Origin of the sequence: Schaalia naturae (assembly GCF_042665795.1) — a bacterium.
Classification (GTDB): domain Bacteria; phylum Actinomycetota; class Actinomycetes; order Actinomycetales; family Actinomycetaceae; genus Pauljensenia; species Pauljensenia naturae.
The window spans coordinates 3072353-3093682 of record NZ_JBHTEF010000001.1 but is presented as its reverse complement, the minus strand read 5'-3'; the positions used below and the strand labels follow the sequence as shown (position 1 = coordinate 3093682).

Sequence of the window (21330 nt, the reverse complement as noted above, 5' to 3'; positions counted from 1 at the left end):
CCGCGAGGCGGGCGGCCGGTTCACCGGTTGTTGCGGACGCCCTCCGGGCCGGAGTAGTCCTCCCCGAAGCGATCGACGGCCGTGGGCACTCCCATCTCGCCGGGATGGCCGATGAGGTCGGCGGTGGCCGAGTGGTCGTCGGGCACCTCGTCGCGCGAGATCCGCGTCATCGCCTCGCGCGAGACCACCTTGACCCTCTCGCGGATGCCGCGCCCGCCGGGCAGCTCCCCGAAGTCGGAGCCGAGCTGCTGCTCGTAGGCGTCCAGCAGCTCCCATCCCTGCCAGGTTGTGAAGGCGACGCCGCGCTCCTCCAGCAGACGGACCATGGCGTCGTGGCCCACCGCGGCGGTCCCGGCGTGCAGGCGACCCTGCTCCGCGTCCTCCACCAGGTGCGCGATCGTCTGCTGGGCGTCCGACTTCGTGGAGCCGATGAGGCCCACCGGTCCGCGTTTGACCCAGCCGGTGGCGTACAGGCCGGGGATGGCGTCCCCCGGGTCCGCGCCGGGCCGCCTGAGGACACGGCCCTCGGCGTTGGCGATGACGCCCCTGCGCTCGTCGAAGGGGACCCCCGGCACAGGGGAGGAGAAGTAGCCGACGGCCCGGTAGACGGCCTGGACGGGCCACGTCGTGCGCACGCCGGTGCCCCGGACGGACCCGTCCCCCGTGAGCTCCGTGCGCTCCGTGACGAGGGCGCGAACATGCCCGTCCTCGTCGGCGAGGACCTCGACCGGGGCTTGGAAGAGGTGGATGTGGATGCGGCGGCTCGCCGCGCGTTCGGAGGGATCGACAGAGGCGTAATTCGTCAGCGTCTTGACGACCTGGCGCTGCTGGTTGGACTCGCGCAGCGCCTTCTCGGAGCCCTCGTCGAACTCGAAGTCCTCCTCGTCGACGACGACGTCGACATCGGGGACCTTGCCGAGCTCCCGCAGCTCCAGGGGGGTGAACTTCACCTGCGCGGGCCCGCGCCGACCGAAGATATGGACGTCCGTGACCTGGTTGTCCGCGAGACCCTCGGCGACGTTGGCCGGAATCTCCGTGACCATCATGTCCTCCACGTGCTTCGACAGCACTCGCGAGATGTCGAGGGCGACGTTGCCGACCCCGACGACCGCCACCTCCCGCGCGGCCAGCGGCCAGGTGCGCGGATAGTCCGGGTTCCCGTCGTACCAGGAGACGAAGTCGGCTGCGCCGTAGCTCTCGGGCAGACCGATGCCGGGGATGCGCAGGGGAGCGTCCCGATCGGCGCCGGTGGCCAGGATGATCGCGTCGTAGTGGTCACGGAGGTCCTCGATCGAGACGTCACGTCCGATCTCGACGTTCCCCAGCAGACGGATGTCCCCGCGTTGGAGGATCTTGTACAGCGCCACGATGATCTGCTTGATGCGCGGGTGGTCGGGCGCCACACCGTATCTGACGAGTCCGTAGGGGGCGGGCAGCCGTTCGAACAGGTCGATGTTCACGTCCAGACCGGATTTAGACAGGATGTCCGAGGCGTAGATTCCGGCTGGGCCCGCGCCGATCACGGCGACGTTCAAAGTGGTCACGCGTCAGTTCCTCTGCTCGTACTCGATGCCGCCTCGGGGCCCTCCCCCGCCGCCCGGTGACAGATCCCCCGCGGGCGGCCGACACACAGCCCGTCCATTCTACCCAGGACCGGTCGCGCGCAGCCGAGGGCCGCCTCACCCTCTCGTCGCCGCCCGCATCGCCGCGCGTCCGCCTGCCCGTCCGGAACGAACAGGACAGAGACAGCGGGGACCAACGTCCCGACAATTCCTGAATGGCGCATGGGTCCGGCGACCGGGGATATAGGGTCGAGAATCACTCGTGACAGCGCAGATGCGCCACGAGTGATTCCCTCAACACCTGACGATCGGACACACAATGAGCGTCAAGAGCTGGAGAGCGCCCGCCACCGCGTGCGCTCTCCTGGCAGCAGCGGCAATGACGACGACGGGACTGACCCCCGCACTGGCCGCCGAGACAACCCCCACGGACACATCGCAGTCCGGCACCGTCGAGGTCTCGACGGACGCCGAGGCGCCGGAGTCCGGCCTCACCCAGGCCGCGCCCACCAATGCGCAGACGCCTGTCGCGCGGGCGAACGAAGACGTGGATCCCAACACACTGACGGTGCTCAGCACCACGGACACCCATGGTCACATCTATGACTGGGACTACTACACCGCACAGGTCCCGCAGCCGAAGAAGGGGGTCCGGCAGGACGTCGGCCTGGCGCGCCTGAGCACCGCGATCCAGCAGATCCGCGCCGACCGCGGCGCCGGCTCGGTCCTGCTCTACGACTCCGGCGACACGATCCAGGGCACGCCGCTCACCTACCTGGCGGCCATGCAGCCGGACAAGCTGGAGACGGCCTCAGGCTCCGACGTCCACCCGATGGCGCAGGCCTTCAACGACCTGGGCTACAACGCGGGATCTCTCGGCAACCACGAGTTCAACTACGGGCTGGACACGCTGCGCGCCTACGAGGAGGACCTCGACATGCCGCTGCTGGGCGCCAACGTCATCGACGACGCGACGGGCCAGCCGGCTTTCACCCCCTACGTCATCAACCACGCCACGGTCGCCGGCCACGACGTCAAGGTCGGCGTCCTGGGCCTGGTGACCCCCGGCGTGCGGATCTGGGACAAGGCGAACGTCTCCGGCAAGCTCCTCTTCGAGGATCCGACCGAGGTCGCCCTCAAGTACGTGCCCGAGATGAAGGCGGACGGCGCCGACATCGTCATCATCGCGACCCACACGGGCCACGGCGACGCGCAGGACTGGGAGCCCAGCGATCTCCAGGAGAACACCGCGCAGTTCCTCACGACGAAGGTCGACGGCGTCGACATCGTCCTGGGCGGGCACACCCACCAGGACGTCCCCGGCACCGTCACCCACTCGCCCGACGGGTCCCCGGTCCTCTACACCCAGTCGTGGATGTGGGCCCAGGTGCTCTCCGACATCAAGATCCCGCTGACGTTCTCCAGCGATGACGCGGACGCCACGGTCGGCATCGACTGGCCCACCAAAGCGGACGGCTCCTCCGACGATGCCGCCATCGCCAACTGGGTCTCGAAGGACTACGCCCGTGACCTCACCGACGACACGCTGCTCACCGATGATCCGATCCTCCAGGCGGATCACGGCGCCACTGTGGACTACGTCAACACGAAGGTCGCCACGGCGACGGAGGACATGTCCGGTGCGGACTCCCGCTGGAAGGACACTCCGATCATGGACTTCGTCGGCAAGGTGATGACGGACGTCGTCTCCGCCGACATCGCCGACGGCAAAGGCCTCACCGACGCCTTCCAGCCCTCGGACGCGAACCTGCCGGTCGTCGCGCAGGTGTCCCCCTTCTCCCGCGACGCGTTCTTCCCGAAGGGCGACGTCACGATCAAGGACATGGCCGGCCTCTACATCTACGAGAACACGTTGATGGCCTCCCGGATCACCGGCGCGCAGATGAAGGACTACCTCGAGTTCTCGGCGATGTACTTCTGCCGGACCGAGGTCGGCGCCACCTTCGACCCGGAGACGTGCACCGGTGCTCCGCGGCCCTCGCTCACGCGGGGTGCGGATCCCACTCAGGGGATCCCGGACTACAACTACGACGCCCTGACCGGGGTCGACTATCTCATCGACGTCTCCCAGCCGGTGGGTTCCCGCATCGAGAACCTCACGTATGAGGGAAAGCCGGTGGCCGACGACGATCAGTTCATCCTGGCCATCAACAACTACCGGCAGTCCGGTGGTGGCGACTACGTGAGCTACGTCGGCGACATGCCGCTCGTCTACGACGCCCAGAAGGAGATCCGCCAGGAGATGATCGAATACGCCCAGGACAAGGGTGTCATCGATCCTGCCGATTTCTTCGTCGACAACTGGCGGATCACGACCGCCCCCTACGTCGCCCCGACACCGGAGCCCTCCGACACGCCCACGGACCAGCCGACCACGCCGGCGCCGTCCACGTCCGGTTCGGCCTCTCCCGCCGGAGGGCTGGCCTCCACGGGCACGGATGCCGGAGTCCTGGCCATGCTCGCGGTGCTGGTGGCCGCGATCGGCGCCAGCGTGACCGTGTCCGTCCGCCGCCGCCGCAGCTGACGGCCCGTCGACGCAGGTGCGGGGTCCAAGTCGTGTCCGGGCATCGGGAACGCGCCCAGTCGAGTGCTGAGTCCGCGCCTCGCCGTCGGTGACGAGGGCGGCGCCCCCGGGAGGCTCGATCCCCCTGGGGGCGTCGTCCATTCCGGGCCCCCGCGAACGGGCGCGCGGTTCGAGCACCGACGGGCGTCCGCTTCGGGGCCAGCCCGGCCCAGCCATGCGGAGAACCTCGTCGATCCCGACTGGCGTGAACACGCGGGCCGCGTCAGGCCACGCGCTCGACCATGAGCCTCGCGAAGGAGATCAGCGCGGTCCGCGGCTCGCCCTCCGGCAGGGGGTCGAGGCTCTCCACGGCCGCCAAGGCCCACCCGCGCGCCATGCCGCGCGTCTCCGCCACGACGCCGTGGGTGCGCAGGCGCTCGACCACCGAGGCCAGCGCCTCATCGGAGTCCAGGTCCCCCTCGAGGTCCGACAGGATCGCGCGGCCCTCCGCGTCCAGCGTCCCCTCGCTCGCATGCCTGCGCAGCAACAGGACGGGCAGCGTGTCGACACCCTCGCGCAAGTCCGTGCCGGGGGTCTTCCCCGAGGTCTCGCCGGATGACACGAGGTCCAGCACGTCGTCGGCGATCTGGAAGGCGACGCCGACCTTCTCCCCGAAGTCCGCGACCACCTGCGCATACTCCCGCGGGGCATGCGCGTGGTACGCGCCGAAATGGGCCGCTGCGGACAGCAGGGACCCCGTCTTGTCCGCCAGCACCTGGACGTAGAAGTCGACCGGGTCGTCGCCGGGCCGGGGTCCGAAGGTCTCGTTGAGCTGGCCGAGGCACAGTCTCTCGAAGGTCCGCGAGTGGTGCGCCACGGACTCCGATCCCAGCGTCGCGATGAGCCGGGACGCCCGCGCGAAGAGGATGTCACCCGCCAAGATCGCGCGGTTGTTGCCCCACAGGTGCTGCGCCGAGGGGACGCCGCGCCGCGTCGGAGCGGAGTCCATGACGTCGTCGTGGTACAGGGACGCGATGTGCGTGAGCTCCATGGCGGTGGCGGCGGCGATGACCTGGTCGGACAGCGCCAACTCCGGCGATCCCAGCTGGGCGCACACGAGCGTGAGCAGCGGCCGGATCCTCTTTCCCCCGGCCTGCGCGAGGTGCGCCGTCAGGTCGTCGACGAGATCGCGGGAGCCCGCGACGGACCGGTGGAGCAGGGCCTCCACGGCATCGAGGCCGGGCGCGATCGCGGCCTCGAGGGCGGGGACGTGCAGATCGGGAGGAGTGAGTGTCACGGCAGGAGTATGACCACCTGATTCAGCAGGGATAGGACCGGGTTCGGGAAGACACCCAGCACGATCGTACCCACCGCGCACACCGCGATGGCAACTGCGGACAGCCCCTCCGACGTCACGACCACCGTGCGGCCCGTCGGCTCCGTGAAGAACATCAGGCGCACCAGGCGGAAGTAGAAGAACGCTGTGACCACCGAGCAGGCCAGGGCGATCCCCACCAGCCAGCCCAGCCCGCCGGCGAACCCGTCGGAGAAGATGACGAACTTGCCCACGAACCCGGCGGTCAGGGGGATCCCCGCGAAGGACAGCAGGAAGACGAGCATGGACCCCGCCACCCACGGGGAGCGCTTGCCCAGGCCCGCCCAGCGGTCCAGGGCGGTGACCTCTCCGCCGGTCGAGCCCTCGGCGTCCGCCGATCGCACGAGGGTCACGACGCCGAAGGCTCCGACCGTGGCCACCGCATACCCCAGCGCGTAGAACAGCACCGATCCGGCGGAGCCCTTCTGCAGGGACAGGATGCCGATGAGGATGAAGCCCGCGTGGGCGATCGAGGAGTACGCCAGCATGCGCTTGACGTCGTCCTGGACCACGCCGGCGAAGGTGCCGACGACGATGGTCAGCCCCGCGATGACGGCCAGGACGGGCAGCAGGTTCCAGGACAGGTTCCCGGCCACCACCTGGTAGAAGCGCAGCATCGCGGCGAACGCCGCCACCTTCACCGCGGCCGCCATGAAGCCCGTCACCGGCGTCGGAGCGCCGGTGTAGACATCGGGCGTCCAGGCGTGGAACGGCACCGCCGCCACCTTGAACAGCAGCCCGACCATCACCAGCAGGGAACCGGCGACGACCAGCCAGTCCATGCCGTTCGTCGTCGGCAGGGCGGTCGCGACCTCGGAGATCGTCAGGGACCCCGAGTACCCGTACAGCAGGGCGGAGCCCATGAGCAGGAAGGCGGAGGCGAAGGCGCCCAGCAGGAAGTACTTGAGGCCCGCCTCCTGCGACAGCTGCCGGCGCCGGCGGGCCGTGGCGGCCAGGATGTACAGGGGCAGCGACATGACCTCGAGGGCCACGAAGAGCGTGACGAAGGAGTCCGCCGCGGGGAACACCATCATGCCGCCCAGGCTGAACAGGGTCAGCGGGAACATCTCGGAGCGCTGGTAGCCCTTGGACAGGGTACGCTCCTCGTCTCCCGATCCCGGGCGGTCGGAGGGCTGGCCCGCGAAGGCGCCGTCGCCGACCTGCGTGCGGTCGGCCATGACGAGGATCGCGACGACGCCCACGACCGCCAGGATGAACTGCGCGGCGAGGGTGAGCGGATCCTCGACGTACTCCCCGAGGGTGGAGGGCTCGGCCTGGACCCATCGCACGGCGGCGGCGATCGCCGCCCCCAGCGTGGCGAGCAACGCGACGCCGATCCCGATCGGACGGCGCAGCCGCTGGGGCGCGAAGGACTCGACGAGGACGCCCACGACGGCAGCGCCCAGCACGATGAGGACCGGGGACAGCGACGCCCACCCGATCGTGGGCGTGGCGAAGTCGGCGGTGCTGAACAGGTTCACTTCGTGCTCCCTTCGCCAGCGCCCGCCTGGGTGCCGGCAGACTGTGCGTCGACGATCGTCCCGTCACCGACGAGGGCGGCTCCCGCGTGCGAGGCCACCGGCTCCGCCTGGGCGACGGCCGGCGTCTCGACGGCCGCGGCGGCCTCCTCGGCCACCGGCGTCAGCGACCCGACCAGCGGGGCCGACCAGATCCCCAGGACCGCCATCGCGGCGATCAGGGGGGTGGCGACGAGCTTCTCGCGCCCGTCCATGTCGGGCAGCGCGTCCACCCCGGGCTTCTTCGGTCCGGTGAAGATCTTCTGGTAGGGCAGCAGGATGTACAGGGCCGCCACGACGACGCCGAGGACCGCCAAGACGGCGAGCAGCACGTTGACCTTGTAGGTGCCCATGAGGACGAGGAACTCCGGCACGAACCCGGACAGTCCCGGCAGCGCGATCGACGCGAGCCCCGCGACCAGCCAAGTGCCGGCGATCAGCGGCGTCACGCGCTGCATGCCGCGGTAGTCCGCGATCTGGCGGGACCCGCCGCGCTCGGTCAGGAAACCGGAGATGAGGAACAGCGCAGCGATCGACACCCCATGGGCGACCATGTAGAACATCGCGCCGGTGAGGGCCACGGACGATCCGATGAAGATGCCCAGCACCATGAACCCGAAGTGGGACACGGAGGTGTAGGACACCAGGCGCATGACGTCCTTCTGCCCGATGGCGGCGAGCCCGCCCCAGAGGATCGACAGGACCGCCAGGGCGCACAGCACCCACTTCGCCGAGACCGCGGCATCAGGGAACAGGCGAAGGCACAGGGTGATCATCCCGAAGGTGCCGATCTTGTCCAGGACGCCGACCAGCAGCGTCGAGGTCCCCGGCCGCGAGACGGCGGCCGTGTCGGGCAGCCATGTGTGGACGGGGACCATCGGGGCCTTGATCGCGAAGGCGATGAGGAAGGACACGAAGATGCCCATCTGCAGGCCGGAGCCGAATCCGGGGGCCACCTGAGAGGCCGTGTCCAGGCGGAACAGGGTCTCGCCCGGGGCCGTGTCGGGGGCGTAGGCGGCGAACGCGACGAGCCCGCCCAGCATGGCCAGGCCGCCTGCCAGCGAGTACAGGAGGAACTTGATCGCCGCGTGGCGGCGGACCTCCGGGTCCCCCACCCCGTAGCGTCCGATCATGAAGTAGAGCGGGATCAGCATGCCCTCGAAGGCGATGTAGAACAGGACGATGTCGAAGGCGCCGAAGATCACGATCATGAAGGTCTCGAGGAGGAGCACCAGAGCCGAGTAGGCCCCGGCATCGCCGGGCGAGTCCGCGTCGTCCTTCCAGCCCGCCAGGAGCACCAGCGGCACCAGGGCGGCCGCGAGGATGATCATCACCAGGCCCAGGGCGTTGACGCCGAGCGCCCAGGACACCCCGATCTGGGGGATCCAGCGCGCCGACTCGACCATCTGGTAGGTGGAGGCCTGCGACCAGTCGAAGGCCGCGGCCGCCGCGACGATGACGAGCGCGAGCTCGACGACCGAGACCCCCAGGGCGATCTGGCGGCCCCGTCGGCGCAGAGCGGGCACGAGCCCCACCAGCGCCCCCGCGACCGCAGGCAGGGCGACGAGCAACGTCAGCCACGGGAAGGAGGCATCGGTGAATGCGGTGATTTCCATGAGTTCTCCTCCCGCCCTCACAGCATGAAGCTGAGGACGATGGCCAGGGCGACGACCACGCCGCCCAGGATGTAGGACGCGTAGGCGCGCACATACCCGGTCTGGGTCGCCGCAACCGCCTTGCCGGTGCCGCGGGCGACCGTCCCGAGCCCCTCGGCGGCGCCGTCGACGACCACGCGGTCCCCGACCGTCGCCGCCTCGACCAGGGCGACGCCGGGAGCCATGAACAGGCTCTCGTTGACCGCGTCCTGGTAGAGGTCGTTGCGCGCCGCGACCGTGAGCGCGTTGCCGGCGGGCACCGCGACCGGCACCTCGGAGGCCCCGTACCTGCGCCAGGCGATCCAGGCGCCGGCGAGCACGAGCACGAGCGTGGCGATCTGGATGACGATCTCGGGGAGGACGGGCTCCCCGTGCTGCAGGGTCCCGATCGCGGGCGTGAGCCAGTCCGTGAACGCCCCGCCGATCGACAGCGCCCCGCCGATGACGACCGCGCCGATCGCCAGGATGATCATCGGGACGGTCATCAGCGGCGAGGACTCGTGCGGGTGCACGGGAGCGCCCTCGGCCTCGGTGGTCCAGCGGGCCTTGCCGTGGAAGATCATGAAGAACAGGCGCGACATGTAGAACGCGGTGATCCCGGCGCCGGCCATCGCGACCAGGCCGTACACCCAGCCGATCCAGGGCGCGCTGGCATCGCCGAAGGTCGAGGCCGAGAACGCGGCCTCGATGATCTTGTCCTTGGAGAAGAACCCGGAGAACGGGGGCACCCCGAGGATCGCCAGCCAACCCATCATGAAGGTGATCCACGTGGTCGTCATGGCCGTGCGCAGCGCGCCGAAGCGGCGCATGTTGACCTGGTCGGACATCGCGTGCATGACGGAACCTGCTCCGAGGAACATCAGCGCCTTGAAGAAGCCGTGGGTGAACAGGTGGAAGATCGCGAACGCCCATCCGATCGGCCCGAGGCCCGCGCCCAGCATCATGTAGCCGATCTGGGACATCGTCGAGGCCGCGAGGACCTTCTTCATGTCGTCCTTCGCGGAGCCGATGATCGCCCCCAGGAGCAGGGTGATCGCGCCGACGATCGCGACGGCGGTGGCCGCCGCCGGGGCGGCCAGGTAGACCGCTCCCGAACGCACGATGAGATAGACGCCGGCGGTGACCATCGTCGCCGCGTGGATGAGCGCGGAGACCGGGGTGGGGCCCGCCATCGCGTCGCCGAGCCAGGCTTGGAGGGGGAACTGCGCGGACTTGCCGCAGGCGGCCACCAGCAGGAAGACGCCGATGATCGTCGCCTGGGCCTGCGGGAGCGAGCCGACGGACCCGGCGACGTCCGCCATGTCGAGCGTGCCCAGGGACGCCACCATCGCCATCATCGCGACCAGCAGGCCCATGTCGCCCACCCGGTTCATGATGAAAGCCTTCTTCGCGGCCGTGGCGTTCTCGGGAACCTGGTTCCAGAAGCCGATGAGCAGGTAGGACGCCAGGCCCACGCCCTCCCATCCGACGAAGAGGACCGCGTAGGAGTCCGCGAGGACCAGGGTGAGCATGGAGCCGATGAAGAAATTGAGGTAGGCGAAGAACCGGCGGCGGTCCTCGTCGTGCTCCATGTAGGCGACCGCGTACACGTGGATGAGGGAACCGACCAGGGTGACCAGCATGACGAAGGTCATCGACAGCGGATCGACCAGCAGCCCGACCTCGACGTGGACGTCTCCGGCGGGGATCCAGGTGAACAGGTGGGAGTCGAGGCGCCGCCCGGCGGGGTCCGCGCCCAGCAGCTGGACGAGGATGACGACGCCGATGACGAAGGACGCCCAGGACGCGGCGACGCCCAGCCAGTGGCCCCACCTGTCGGAGCGGCGCCCCAGCAGGAGCAGCACCAGCGCGGAAGCGAAGGGGATGGCGATCATCAGCCATGCCAGGGAGGCGGCTCCCGTGGCCGCTGTGAGATCCGCCGCACCGTCGACGGCAGGCGCACCCGCGAGGGGGAGGTTCAAGAGCGACATGTGTGTTCCTCCCTCAGTTCTTCAGCAGGTTGACGTCGTCGACGTTGGTCGTGTTGCGCGAGCGGAAGATCGTGACGATGATCGCCAGCCCGACGACGACCTCCGCCGCGGCCACGACCATGACGAAGAACGCCATGATCTCGCCCGCGACATCGCCGTTGATCCGTGCGAAGGTCACGAACACCAGGTTCGCGGAGTTGAGCATGAGCTCGACGCCCATCAGCGAGATCACCGCGGATTTGCGCACCAGGACGACGGCCGCCCCGATGGAGAACAGCACCGCGGCGAGCCCCAGGTACCAGCCCAGAGTCACTTCTCCTCCTCCTTCGCGTCCTCGGAGGGCACGGCCGTGTGCGCCGCGCTCGCCCCCGGTCCGCTCACGTGGTCGGTACCGGGCCGGCCGGCATCGAGATGCTCGTGCTCGTCCTCGGCGAGGATCGCGGGGCCGGTGGGCTCCGCGGACGTGAGGGGACGCGCGGCCGGCTGGCGCAGGCCGCCGGGAGCCGAGGGCCCGGGCATGCCCCAGGCACCCGAGCGCGGCACGGACTCCGTGGCGGCGGCGCCGTGCAGCGCTTCGCTGGTGTCCCCGGCGCGCTCCAGCTGCAGGGACTCCGCGACCTCGGGAGCCACCTGCGACAGGGACCGGTCCAGGCCGCGCACGCGCAGCACGCGCGGGACCGACTCCTCGACGGGGCCCATCGTGGCCCCGGAGATGGCCGGCACGTCGACGGCGTTCGTCTCCGCGTACACACCGGGGGCGGGCAGCTGCCCGATCCGGCGTCCGGATTCCTTGAAGGCGCGCATCTTCGCCTCGACCGTCGCCCGCTGGCTGATGGACGGGCCCAGGCGGTCGGTGTGGGTCAGCAGCATCGCGCCGATCGCGGCCGTGATGAGCAGGGTGCCCGCGAGCTCCATCGACAGCCAGTGCTTGGAGAACAGCGACGCCGCCAGCGAGGTCACCGGCTCGTTGGAGTAGGGGTCGCCGGACAGGCCGACGGCGCTGGAAACGGAGGTGTGGGCGAGGATCCCGATGAGGATGACAGCCAAGCCCAGCGCCCCGATGACGGCGCCGACGATGTTGCCACGGCGCTGGCGCTGATACTCATCGGAGGCCCCGACGCCGATCATCATGAGGACGAACAGGAACAGCATCATGATGGCGCCCGTGTAGACGACCACCTGGACGGCGCCCAGGAAGGGGGCGCCGAGCGCGAAGTAGAGGACGGCCAGGCCGAGCATGACGGTGATCATGCTGATCGCCGCGTAGGCGGCCTTCTTGAAGAAGAGCACGCCCAGAGCGCCGCCCACCATGAGGACCGCCACGCACCAGAACAGGATCACCTCCCCCGTGCTGCCCATCGCGGGCCAAGAGGCCATGGGGTTCACAGCTGAGCCTCCTCAGATGTCGTGGAGACGACCTCCGCGGTCGCCAGGGACGGGTCGTCGGGACGGTGCTCGCGCACCCAGTCGACCTGGGACTGCGTCACCCCGCGCACCGCGCCGCGGTAGTAGTCGCCGTCCGAGAGCCCCTCCGCCATCGGGTGGGGCGGGGCGAGCATGCCGTCGGACAGGGGGACCAGGAGGTCCTTCTTCTCGTAGATCTCGGTCTCGCGCGTGTACTCGGCCAGCTCGAAGTCGTGGCCCATGGTCAGCGCCCGGGTCGGGCATGCCTCGATGCAGAACCCGCAGAAGATGCAGCGCAGGTAGTTGATCTGGTACACGTTGCCGAAACGCTCGCCAGGGCTGTACTGGGCGTCCGGAGTGTTCGAGGCGGCCTCGACCAGGATCGCGTCCGCCGGGCACGCCCAGGCGCACAGCTCGCAGCCGATGCACTTCTCCAGTCCGTCCGCATAGCGGTTGAGCTGGTGGCGGCCGTGGAAGCGCGGCTGGACGAACGGCCCCTCGAAGGGGTACTGCTCGGTGACCGTCGGAGAGAAGAACGAGGTGATCGTCACGCCGTAGCCGGCCAACGGGGCGAGGAACTCGCCCAGCGGGCCGCGCGGGTCGTGCTCGTAGAGCATCTCGTCGCGCCCGGCGGAGGGCCGGTCGACCTCGGCGTCCCGGCTCGGGGAGCCGGCCACGTCCCGGCCCTTCCCCGCCTCGTCGCGCGTGGTGTCCTCAGTCATCGGAGTCCTCCTCAGTGACGGTGCCGGTCGTGTTCGCCGCCCCCGTCGTCTCCGTGGCCACGGCTGCCACCGGGGCCCGGCCCGCACGGGGGGAGGCCGGGAGCACCTGCCCGGGCAGCGGCGGCACCGGGAAGCCGCCGGCGAAGGGGTCGAAGGGCGCCTCCGCCTCGTCCTGCTCGGCTGCTTCCTCGGCCTCCTCCTTCTTCGCCTCGCCGCGGTCCCACAGCCACATGACGAGCATGACCACGATGAACAGCGCGACGATGACGCCGAGGAGCTGAGGAAGCGTCAGGCTCACCCAGGAGGTGACACCGCGCAGGAGCGCGACGGCCACCACCCAGGCGAGCGACACCGGGATGAGGCGCTTCCAGCCGAAGGCCATGAACTGGTCGTAGCGGATGCGCACGAGCGTGCCGCGGGTCCAGATGATGAGGAACATGAAGAACCACACCTTGAGGATGAACCACAGCATCCCCCACCAGCCATCGTTGATCGGGGCGATGTGGCTGAAGGGCCACGGGGCGTGCCAGCCGCCGAAGAACATCGTCGTGGCCACCGCGGAGACGTTGAGCATGTTGATGTACTCGGACAGGTAGTACCAGCCGAACTTCATGCCCGTGTACTCCGTTATGTGGCCGGCGACCAGCTCGCCCTCAGCCTCGGGGAGGTCGAAGGGAAGCCGGTTGATCTCGCCGACCGCCGAGATGCAGTAGATGACGAAGGCGGGGATCAGCGGGATGAACCACCACAGGCGCCCCTGGTCCGCCACGATCTCCGAGGTCGACATCGATCCCGTCATGAGGAAGACGGAGACCAGGGCCAGCCCCATCGACAGCTCGTAGGAGATCACCTGGGCGGAGGAGCGGACGGCGCCGTACAGGGGCAGGGTCGAGTGCGCCGACCAGCCGCCGAGCACGATGCCGTACAGGCCCAGCGAGGTGATCGCGAGGATATAGAGGGTCGCCACCGGCATGTCCGCCAGCTGCAGCGGCGTGGAGTGGCCGAACATCGAGACGTTCGGCCCCATCGGGATGACCGCCATCGTGGAGAAGGCGCAGAACGCGGCCAGCGTCGGCCCCAGCCAGTACAGGAACTTGTCGGCGCGCTCCGTGGAGCGGATGTCCTCCTTGAAGAGGAGCTTGACAGCGTCCGCGACCGCCTGGAACAGGCCCAGCGGGCCCGCGACGTTCGGGCCGGGGCGCGTCTGCATGCGGCCCAGGCCGCGGCGCTCGACCCACAGCGCCATGAGGACGCTGACGATGAGGTAGACGACGATGAAGACCGCCTTGATGAGGGTCAGCCACCACGTCTCCTGCGAGAAGTCCGCGACCGTGTAGTCGGGGACCGCCATGGGTTCGACGAGATTCACCGGGCCACCTCCGCTGTGGCACTCAATGCCACCAGGGACCCGGCGGCCCCCAGCGACTCATGGACGAACGATCCCTGCGAGCATTCGGGCACCCACACGACGTGGTCGGGCAGATCCGCTGGCTCCGCGGGGAGTGTGATCGAGCCGCGGTCGGTGGACACGGTCAGGCGGCCGCCCTCCTCGACCCCCGCCTCGGCCAGCGTCCGGCTCGAGGCCAGGGCCACCGGGCGGCGGGCCGATCCCGCCAGCCACGGCGCGCCGTCCTGGAGCCGTCCGGCGTCGAGCATGGGCTTGTGCGTGGCGAGCACGGCCTGGCCCTCCGCGATCGCGGCGGGAGGCCGGGCGTCGACCAGGTCGAACGCGGGACGCGCACCCGACCAGTCCATCAGGGGGTTGACCTCGTCGTACAGGTCGGTCAGCGTCTCGACCCCCAGGTCGACCCCGAACTCCCCGGCGAGGCGCGACAGGACGTCGCGGTCGGTCAGCGAACGGGCGGAGACAGCCTGGCCGAACGGGCGGAGACGGCCCTCCCAGTTGATGAAGGTCCCGTTCTTCTCCAGCGGCGGGGCCACCGGCAGCACGACGTCGGCCAGCTCCGTGACCTCGGAGGCGCGCACCTCCAGGGAGACCACGAACCCGGCGGCGCGGACCGCCTGGGCCGCGGCGGCGGGGTCCTCGAAGTCGCGCAGGTCCACGCCGCCGACCACGAGAGCACTGACATCGCCCGTCGCGGCGTCCGCGAGGATCTGGGCGGCGTCCCTCCCGCGTCCGGCGGGCAGGCCGTCCCAGCCGAGCGAGCCGCGGGCGTCCTCGTCGTCGAGGGGGCGTCCGAAGGGCAGCAGCCCCGGGAGCAGACCCGCCTCGACGGCGGCGCGGTCCCCGGAGCGGCGCGGCACCCACTGCAGGCGGGCGCCGCTGGCGTCGGCCAGGCGCGCTGCGGCGGACAGCAGGCCGGGCACGCGCGCGGCGCGCTCGCCGACCAGGATGACGCCGGAGTCGGACAGCGCCCCCAGGAGCGCCGCGTTGGCGCCGCCCTCGGCGATCGAGGCGACGACCTCGATCTCGGTGCCGGGAGCCGCGCGGAGGACCTCGGCGGACAGTTTCGCGGAGCCCGCGCTCGTGAAGGGCGCGACGGTGGCGACCTTCACGGAGCCGGCGAGCACGCCCTTGCGCAGGCGCAGGAAGATCGAGCCGCACTCGTCCTCGGGCTCCAGGGCGACGAGCAGCACCTGGCCCGTCCTCTCCAGGTCGGCATAGGTCACGCCCAGGCCGGAACCCGCGACGCGGGAGGCCAGGAATTGGCGCTCCTCCTCGCTGTGGGAGCGGGCGCGCGCGTCGACGGAGTCCGTGTGGAGGACGGTGCGCGCGAACTTCGACCATGCCCAGGCGTCCTCGAAGGTGAGGCGCCCGCCGGGCAGGAGGCCCGCGCCGCCCTTCGCGGCGGCTTCCTCCAGGCCGCGGCGGGCGCGGTCCAGGGCGTCGGACCACGAGGTCGAGACGAGCTCGCCGCCCTCGCGCACCAGAGGCATCGTCAGGCGGGACTCCTTGTCCCACTCGAAGGCGAAGCGGTCCTTGTCGGTGATCCACTCCTCGTTGACCTCCGGGTCGTTGCCCGCCATCCGCCGGACGACCTCGCCGCGCCGCACGTCGATGCGGATGGCGGAGCCGGAGGCGTCCTGCTCGCTCACCGAGGGCGTCGACACGAGGTCGAAGGGGCGCGAGCGGAACCGGTAGCTCGACGCCGTGAGCGCGCCGACCGGGCAGATCTGGATGACGTTGCCGGAGAAGTAGGAGGCGAAGGCGCGTCCCGACTGGTCCCTGGCCGACTCGGGGAGGTCCCCGCCGTCGAAGGAGTCGAGGATCCCGGCCTGGCCGAAGGGACCCGAGATCTCGGCGGCGCGCATGCCCTGCGCCTTCGGGTCGTGGAAGCCCAGGACCTGCGTGTCGAAGGCGCCGATCTGCTCGCCGACGAACACGTGGTCGTCCGTGGGGGCCGTCCCGCCGCCCCGGCCCTGGAGATCGATGAAGGCGTCGCCGGCGATCTCCTTGCCGAAGCGCACGCAGCGCTGGCACAGGATGCAGCGCTCCCGGTCCAGGAGGATCTGGCTGGTCAGGCGCATCGGCTTGGGGTAGGTGCGCTTGGCGTCCGCGAAGCGGGACGTCCCGCGCCCCTCGGTCATCGCCTGGTTCTGCAGCGGGCACTCCCCGCCCTTGTCGCAGATCGGGCAGTCCAGCGGGTGGTTGATGAGGAGGAACTCCATCACGCCGTGCTGGGCCTTGCGGGCCATCTCCGAGGTGTGCTGGGTGCGCACGACCATGCCCGGGCTGACGGTCTGCGCGCATGAGGGCTGGGGCTTCGGCATGAAGCGGAGCTCGCCCGTCTTGCGGTCGGGCATGCCGACCTCGACGAGGCATTGCCGGCAGGCGGCCACGGGCTTGAGCAACGGGTGGTCGCAGAAGCGCGGGATCCGGATCCCGGCCTGCTCGGCCGCCCGGATGACCAGCGTCCCCTTCGGGACGCTCAGGTGGACGTCGTCGATGGTGACGTCGACCAGATCGGCGGCCTCGCTCATCGGACACCTCCTCGCTGGTAGTTGGCGGACGCCTCGTAGGGGAACAGCTCGCGCGCGGGCGTGGTCAGCCCGGCCTCGAACTCGTCGCGGAACTTCGCGATGCCGGACCTCACCGGGGTGGCCGCGGCGTCCCCCAGAGCGCAGAAGCTGCGTCCGGCGATGTTGCCCGCGATCTCCTCCAGGAGGTCGACGTCGCCGGGAAGCCCCTGCCCCCTCTCCAGGCGCAGCAGAATCTGCTTGAGCCAGTAGGTCCCCTCACGGCACGGGGTGCATTTGCCGCAGGACTCGTGCTGGTAGAACTCCACCCATCGCGTCACCACGCGCACGACGGAGGTGGTCTCGTCGAAGACCTGCAGCGAGCGGGTGCCGAGCATGGATCCGGCGCCGACGACGGACTCATAGTCCAGGGGCACGTCCAGCTCCGCCTCCGTGAAGATCGGGCTGGAGGACCCGCCGGGCGTCCAGAACTTCAGATGGTGGCCCGGGCGGATGCCGCCGGCCATGTCGAGGATCTCGCGCATCGTGATGCCGAAGGGGGCCTCGAACTGGCCGGGGTGGGCGACGTGGCCGGAGAGGGAGAAGATGCCGTGGCCCTTCGACTTCTCCGTGCCCATCGAGGCGTACCACTCGGCCGACTCCCGGAAGATCTCGGGGACCTGGCTGATGGTCTCGACGTTGTTGACCGCGGTGGGACGGGCGTAGAGGCCCTCGGCCGCCGGGAAGGGGGGCTTGAGCCTGGGGTGTCCGCGGTGTCCCTCCAGGGAGTCCAGGAGCGCCGTCTCCTCGCCGCAGATGTAGGCTCCGGCGCCGGCGTGCGCGGTGATCCGCAGGCCGCCCAGAAGCCCGGCGTCCTCGGCCTCCTTGATGGCCGAGAGGAGCCGGCGGTAGGCGTGGGGGACCTCGCCCCGCAGGTAGACGAACGCGTGATGGCAGTTGAGCGCCCGCGACCCGATGATGACGCCCTCGACCAGGGCGTGGGGGTTCGCCATGAGCAGGGGGACATCCTTGCAGGCGCCCGGCTCGGACTCGTCGGAGTTGACCACGAGGTAGCGGGGCAGGCCGTCGTCGGGAGGCAGGAAGGACCATTTGAGGCCGGTCGGGAACCCGGCGCCTCCGCGACCGCGCAGGCCCGCGGCCTTGACGACGTCGATGATCTCGGCGGCCGTCATCGTGTTCGCGCGGGCCAGTCCCTCGTACCCGCCGCGGCTGCGGTACGACTCGAGCGTCCAGGACCGATCCTCGCCCCATCCGCGGGTGAGGATGGGCGTCAGGGTGGACGGTGCGGAGTAGGTGGTCACTTCTCCCCCTCCTTGGTGGTGGACGAGGGCGACGCCGTCTCGCCGGCGCCGGCCCCGGCGGTCGCCGCGGGTTCCTCGGCGGGCACGGGAGCCGTCCAGCCGTTCCCGTCGGCGATGCCCAGTCCCAGGGTGGAAGCCTCCCCGGCGCTCGGCCCCTCGTCGACGTGCCCGTCGAGGAATCCGGCGAGGACGTGTTCGTTGTGCCGGAAGGTCGGCACCGTCTCGGGGCCCCGGGTCGGTCGCAGCGGGCGCCCGGCCTCGATGTCGTCGACGAGGGCGACCGCCGAATCCGGCGTCTGATTGTCGAAGAACTCCCAGTTCACCATGACGACCGGCGCGTAGTCGCAAGCCGCATTGCATTCGAGGCGTTCCAGTGTGATCCTGCCGGACTCGCTGGTCTCATCCGTGCCGATGCCGAGGCGCTCGGAGACGGCCTCCCAGATGTCGTCGCCGCCCAGCACGGCGCACACGGCGTTCGTGCACACGCCGACCAGGTAGTCGCCGGTGGGATGGCGCTTGTACTGCGTGTAGAACGTCGCCACCGCCGAGACCTCGGGGCGGGTGATCCCCAGGATGCCCGCGCACAGCGCGATGCCGTCCGCGCTGACGTAGCCGTCCTCGGACTGGACCAGGTGGAGCATCGGCAGCAGGGCCGAGCGCTCGTGGCCGCTCGGGTACCGCGCGATGATCTCGGCGGCCTCACTGCGCAGGCGGGCCTCCGCCTCAGGGGTGTAGCTCATCGGTCGACGCCTCCCAGGACCGGGTCGATGCTGGCCAGACACATGATGAGATCGGCCAATTGACCGCCCTCGGCCATCATGGCCAGGGACTGCAGGTTGTGGAACGAGGGATCCCGGAAGTGCGCCCGGTAGGGGCGCGTCCCCCCGTCGGAGACCAGGTGGACGCCGGCGATCCCCTTCGCGTGCTCGACGAGTTGGTAGGCCTGCCCGGCGGGCACGTGGAAGCCCTCGGTGACCAGCTTGAAGTGGTGGATCAGGGACTCCATGGACTGCCCCATGATCGTCGAGATGTGCTCGAGCGAGTTCCCCTGCCCGTCCGTGGCGACGCTGAGCTGTGCGGGCCAGGCGATCGCCGGGTCGTCGACCATGACGGGCTGCCCCTCGGTGGCCTCGAGGCGGTCGAGGACCTGGTTGACGATGCGCAGCGACTGGTAGCACTCGTCGAAGCGGACCATCGCGCGGTTGTAGCAGTCGCTCTTGTCATAGGTCGGGACGTCGAACTCGTAGTCCTCGTACCCGCAGTAGGGCCTCGTCTTGCGCATGTCCAGCGGCAGGCCCGCGGCCTTCGCGATCGGGCCGGTCACGCCGAGCGCCGTGATCGCGGACAGCGGCAGGTAGCCGATGTCGATGAAGCGCTTCTTGAAGATCGGGTTCTGCAGGGCCAGGTCCTGGAGCTGCCCGACGTCGTGGCGGACCTTCGGCAGCTTCTCGCGGATGTAGTCGACCATGCCCTGGGGCAGGTCCTGGGCGACGCCGCCGGGGCGGATGTAGGCATGGTTCATGCGCAGGCCCGTGATGCGCTCGAAGATCCGCAGGATCTCCTCGCGCCCGCGGAAGCCGATCGTCATGAAGGTCGTGCCGCCCATCTCATTGCCCGTGGAGGCGATGGCCACGATGTGGGAGGCGATCCGGTTGAGCTCCATCATGAGCACGCGGATCAGCGTCGCCCGCTCCGGGACGTCGCCCGTGATCCCCAACAGCTTCTCGACCGCCAGGCAGTACTCGACCTCCTGGAAGAACGGGGCGACGTAGTCCATGCGGGTGCAGAACGTCACCCCCTGGGTCCACGTGCGGAACTCCATGTTCTTCTCGATGCCGGTGTGCAGGTAGCCCGTGTCGACGCGGACCTGTCGCACGACCTCGCCGTCGAGCTCGACGATCAGGCGCAGCACCCCGTGGGTCGAGGGGTGCACCGGACCGAGGTTGACGACGACTCTCTCGGTGGAGATCTTCTGGATCTCCGTGAGGACGTCCTCCCAGTCGCCGCCCTGGGCGAGGACCTCGGGGACCTCGTCGACGTCGATCGACCCCGTGCCCGGCGTCGCGTGGAATTGGTACTTCTCGCTCATCAGTTGTACGACCTCCGCGTGTCGGCCGGCGGGACGGTGGCGCCCTTGTACTCGACCGGGATTCCGCCCAGGGGATAGTCCTTGCGCTGGGGATGGCCGACCCAGTCGTCCGGCATGGCTGTGCGCGTCAGGCTCGGGTGCCCGTCGAAGACGATGCCGATGAGGTCCCAGGTCTCGCGTTCCTGCCAGTCGTTGCCCGGGTAGACGTCGACGATGGAGGGGATGTGCGGGTCGGAGTCCGGGCAGGTCACCTCCAGGCGCAGGAAGCGGTTGTGCGTCACGGACAGCAGCGGGTAGGTCGCGTGGAGCTCGCGCCCCGTGTCGGCCGGGTAGTGGACGCCGTCGGTCCCCAGGCAGAACTCGAAGCGCAGGTCCTGGTCGTCGCGCAGGTGGCGGGCGACGGTCGCCAAGTGCTCGCGGACGATGAAGAGGACGAGCTGGTCGCGGTCCACCACGACCTTCTCGATGACCTCACCCGGAGTGAGGCCGTCGGCGCTGAGCAGCTCCTCAAGGATATCGACCACGCCGTCGAACCATCCGCCGTAGGGCCGGCCCGTCTCCCCTGGCAGCGTGAAGGCCTGCTGGAGGCCGCCGAATCCCGTGGTGTCCCCGGCGTCGTGGACGCCGAAGCTGCCGTGGCGCACGGCGATCGTCTCCGGGGCGGCGGGGGATCCGGGAGCGGCCGGGCCGGCCGAGGATGCGGGGAGGTTGTCGCTCATGCGAGCAGTCCCTTCATCTGATGGGTCGGGGTGGCGGCCAGGGCCGCGGCCTCGGCCTTGCGGGCGATGGCGGCGCGGTCGGCGCCCAACGGCTCCTTGGCGATCTGCTCGCGCAGGGTCAGGACGGCGTGGATGAGAGCCTCGGGCCGGGGGGGGCATCCAGGCAGGTAGACATCGACGGGCACGATATGGTCGCACCCCTGGACGATCGCGTAGTTGTTGAACATCCCGCCTGAGGAGGCGCAGGCACCCATCGAGATCACCCACTTCGGCTCCGGCATGGCGTCGTAGGTGCGCCGGATGACCGGAGCCATCTTGTGGGACACGCGGCCCGACACGATCATGAGGTCGGAGTGGCGCGGCGAGGCGCGGAAGACCTCCAGCCCGAAGCGCGACATGTCGAAACGCGGGGTCCCGGCGGCCATCATCTCGATGGCGCAGCACGCGAGCCCCATGGTGACGGGCCACTGGCTGTGCTTGCGCGCCAGCCCGAGCACCTTCTCCACACTCGTCAGCGCCACACCCGAAGGAAGGCTCTCCTCAATGCCCATGT

At 69.9% G+C, this 21330-nt stretch carries 16 protein-coding genes; 1 reads left to right on the top strand and 15 read right to left on the bottom strand.

Annotation, left to right across the window (positions count from 1 at the left end; translation table 11 throughout):
- Nucleotides 1–20: 20 nt before the first annotated feature.
- Complete coding sequence (locus ACFQWG_RS13565; protein WP_380971027.1) at nucleotides 21–1544, bottom strand: FAD-dependent oxidoreductase; 1524 nt, start codon at nucleotides 1542–1544, stop codon at nucleotides 21–23.
- A 337-nt stretch (nucleotides 1545–1881) separates the two neighbouring features.
- On the opposite strand from ACFQWG_RS13565, the gene ACFQWG_RS13560 reads away from it, so the two are divergent.
- Nucleotides 1882–4107, top strand: a complete 2226-nt coding sequence (locus ACFQWG_RS13560; protein ID WP_380971025.1) for a bifunctional metallophosphatase/5'-nucleotidase — start codon at nucleotides 1882–1884, stop codon at nucleotides 4105–4107.
- A gap of 262 nt (nucleotides 4108–4369) precedes the next feature.
- Here the strand turns inward: ACFQWG_RS13560 and ACFQWG_RS13555 are convergent, their stop codons facing one another.
- From ACFQWG_RS13555 to ACFQWG_RS13490, 14 genes are all read right to left on the bottom strand, one after another.
- Complete coding sequence (locus ACFQWG_RS13555; protein WP_380971023.1) at nucleotides 4370–5383, bottom strand: polyprenyl synthetase family protein; 1014 nt, start codon at nucleotides 5381–5383, stop codon at nucleotides 4370–4372.
- Nucleotides 5380–6942, bottom strand: coding sequence for an NADH-quinone oxidoreductase subunit NuoN (gene nuoN, locus ACFQWG_RS13550; protein WP_380971022.1), 1563 nt, complete (start codon nucleotides 6940–6942; stop codon nucleotides 5380–5382). The genes ACFQWG_RS13555 and nuoN overlap by 4 nt, the downstream gene beginning before the upstream one ends.
- Entirely contained in the window at nucleotides 6939–8594 is a 1656-nt protein-coding gene (locus ACFQWG_RS13545; RefSeq protein WP_380971020.1) for an NADH-quinone oxidoreductase subunit M, read from the bottom strand. Before ACFQWG_RS13545 ends, nuoN begins: the two co-directional genes overlap by 4 nt.
- Before the next feature lie 17 nt (nucleotides 8595–8611).
- On the bottom strand, nucleotides 8612–10603 hold the full coding sequence (nuoL, locus tag ACFQWG_RS13540; protein ID WP_380971018.1) for an NADH-quinone oxidoreductase subunit L: 1992 nt from the start codon (nucleotides 10601–10603) through the stop codon (nucleotides 8612–8614).
- Nucleotides 10604–10616: 13 nt separating this feature from the next.
- Entirely contained in the window at nucleotides 10617–10916 is a 300-nt protein-coding gene (gene nuoK, locus ACFQWG_RS13535) for an NADH-quinone oxidoreductase subunit NuoK (protein WP_291496058.1), read from the bottom strand.
- On the bottom strand, nucleotides 10913–11989 hold the full coding sequence (locus ACFQWG_RS13530; RefSeq protein ID WP_380971015.1) for an NADH-quinone oxidoreductase subunit J: 1077 nt from the start codon (nucleotides 11987–11989) through the stop codon (nucleotides 10913–10915). Before ACFQWG_RS13530 ends, nuoK begins: the two co-directional genes overlap by 4 nt.
- Nucleotides 11986–12624 (bottom strand): NADH-quinone oxidoreductase subunit NuoI, encoded by a 639-nt coding sequence (gene nuoI, locus ACFQWG_RS13525; protein ID WP_380976136.1) that lies wholly within the window; start codon nucleotides 12622–12624, stop codon nucleotides 11986–11988. The genes ACFQWG_RS13530 and nuoI overlap by 4 nt, the downstream gene beginning before the upstream one ends.
- A gap of 97 nt (nucleotides 12625–12721) precedes the next feature.
- Entirely contained in the window at nucleotides 12722–14080 is a 1359-nt protein-coding gene (gene nuoH, locus ACFQWG_RS13520; protein WP_380976134.1) for an NADH-quinone oxidoreductase subunit NuoH, read from the bottom strand.
- 14 nt (nucleotides 14081–14094) lie between these two features.
- Entirely contained in the window at nucleotides 14095–16671 is a 2577-nt protein-coding gene (locus ACFQWG_RS13515) for an NADH-quinone oxidoreductase subunit G (RefSeq protein ID WP_380976125.1), read from the bottom strand.
- Nucleotides 16668–17969 carry an NADH-quinone oxidoreductase subunit NuoF gene (nuoF, locus tag ACFQWG_RS13510; RefSeq protein ID WP_380976123.1) on the bottom strand — a complete coding sequence of 434 codons (1302 nt, stop codon included), beginning with the start codon at nucleotides 17967–17969 and terminating at the stop codon, nucleotides 16668–16670. Before nuoF ends, ACFQWG_RS13515 begins: the two co-directional genes overlap by 4 nt.
- Complete coding sequence (nuoE, locus tag ACFQWG_RS13505; protein ID WP_380976121.1) at nucleotides 17966–18709, bottom strand: NADH-quinone oxidoreductase subunit NuoE; 744 nt, start codon at nucleotides 18707–18709, stop codon at nucleotides 17966–17968. Before nuoE ends, nuoF begins: the two co-directional genes overlap by 4 nt.
- Entirely contained in the window at nucleotides 18706–20058 is a 1353-nt protein-coding gene (locus ACFQWG_RS13500) for an NADH-quinone oxidoreductase subunit D (protein WP_380976119.1), read from the bottom strand. The genes nuoE and ACFQWG_RS13500 overlap by 4 nt, the downstream gene beginning before the upstream one ends.
- Nucleotides 20058–20777, bottom strand: a complete 720-nt coding sequence (locus ACFQWG_RS13495) for an NADH-quinone oxidoreductase subunit C (protein ID WP_380976117.1) — start codon at nucleotides 20775–20777, stop codon at nucleotides 20058–20060. Before ACFQWG_RS13495 ends, ACFQWG_RS13500 begins: the two co-directional genes overlap by 1 nt.
- Nucleotides 20774–21328 (bottom strand): NADH-quinone oxidoreductase subunit B, encoded by a 555-nt coding sequence (locus tag ACFQWG_RS13490; RefSeq protein WP_380976115.1) that lies wholly within the window; start codon nucleotides 21326–21328, stop codon nucleotides 20774–20776. Before ACFQWG_RS13490 ends, ACFQWG_RS13495 begins: the two co-directional genes overlap by 4 nt.
- Nucleotides 21329–21330 lie beyond the last annotated feature (2 nt).

Bases quoted from the DNA above. Each gene is read 5' to 3' on its own strand.
- ACFQWG_RS13515 (WP_380976125.1), bottom strand. From the start codon at position 16,671: ATGAGCGAGGCCGCCGATCTGGTCGACGTCACCATCGACGACGTCCAC.
- ACFQWG_RS13490 (WP_380976115.1), bottom strand. From the start codon at position 21,328: ATGGGCATTGAGGAGAGCCTTCCTTCGGGTGTGGCGCTGACGAGTGTG.
- ACFQWG_RS13560 (WP_380971025.1), top strand. From the start codon at position 1,882: ATGAGCGTCAAGAGCTGGAGAGCGCCCGCCACCGCGTGCGCTCTCCTG.
- ACFQWG_RS13495 (WP_380976117.1), bottom strand. From the start codon at position 20,777: ATGAGCGACAACCTCCCCGCATCCTCGGCCGGCCCGGCCGCTCCCGGA.
- nuoI (WP_380976136.1), bottom strand. From the start codon at position 12,624: ATGCTCTACGAGCACGACCCGCGCGGCCCGCTGGGCGAGTTCCTCGCC.
- nuoL (WP_380971018.1), bottom strand. From the start codon at position 10,603: ATGTCGCTCTTGAACCTCCCCCTCGCGGGTGCGCCTGCCGTCGACGGT.
- nuoE (WP_380976121.1), bottom strand. From the start codon at position 18,709: ATGAGCTACACCCCTGAGGCGGAGGCCCGCCTGCGCAGTGAGGCCGCC.
- ACFQWG_RS13500 (WP_380976119.1), bottom strand. From the start codon at position 20,058: ATGAGCGAGAAGTACCAATTCCACGCGACGCCGGGCACGGGGTCGATC.
- ACFQWG_RS13545 (WP_380971020.1), bottom strand. From the start codon at position 8,594: ATGGAAATCACCGCATTCACCGATGCCTCCTTCCCGTGGCTGACGTTG.
- nuoH (WP_380976134.1), bottom strand. From the start codon at position 14,080: ATGGCGGTCCCCGACTACACGGTCGCGGACTTCTCGCAGGAGACGTGG.